The 860-nt window shown below is 45.9% G+C and carries 1 protein-coding gene; it reads right to left on the reverse strand.

Annotated elements, in window-relative coordinates; genetic code table 11:
- A partial coding sequence (locus KU855_RS18730) for an ISAs1 family transposase (protein ID WP_218532816.1) occupies window positions 1-860 on the reverse strand: 860 nt, incomplete at both ends.

The raw sequence follows: 860 nt of genomic DNA on the forward strand, positions 1-860 counted from the left end.
CACGAGCAGCGTAGGCTAATTTTTCAGCCGATAATATGGCGGAGCTGATGTAGTAACGCGTCTGAAGCGTTCCTTTGCCTTTGTGTACGCGATAGCTAATGACTTTGCCAAAGGTTTGTATGGTCGGCCATTTGGCATCAACCAGCTCCTTGGGAGCATCTATGGCTTGGTATTCCCGATATTCAATTCGGCCACGTTGCGCCTCGATTTGAGTGACGTTTTTCGCATCATCTGGCTGAGCTGCAAAGGTATCTTTTACGAGCTGATGTAAAGCATTTTGATTGCCTTTGACTGCTAACAGGAAGTCTGCGCCTTTATCGATGATGGTATGAGCAATATCGGCTTGAGTGCCCATGGCATCAATGGTTACCAATGCTCCTTGAATATCTAATAGGCCTAATAACTCAGGAATAGCAGTGATCTCATTGGACTTCGCATCGGTTTTAAGTTGCCCCATCACAACACCATTGGCGACAGAGAAAGCATTCACCATATGAATAGCGGATTGACGATCTTCTCTATTATAAGAGCCACGTAATGTTTTGCCATCAATGGCAATGACTTGACCTTGAGTCAGCTGTTCGGTTGCCTGCATCCATGAAATAAAAGCTTGTTGCAGCGCTTCTGGATTAACCTTGCTGATAATGCGCGCTATGGTGTCATGAACGGGAATACCTTCGCTGAAATCACCGTATTTCTTAAGCAATTCCAAGTGGCAATGGCCAAAGTCTTCAATATCTTCCCAGCCCTCGCTGCCTCCTATGACCGCCACCACTGTTAAAAACAGTACATCGAACAAGGGATAGGTAACTTTGGTTGCCTGTCGGTGGTCTTCAATACGTTCGAAGTGCTTGGTAAGG

It is taken from the genome of Shewanella sp. NIFS-20-20 (assembly GCF_019209865.1).
GTDB lineage: Bacteria > Pseudomonadota > Gammaproteobacteria > Enterobacterales > Shewanellaceae > Shewanella.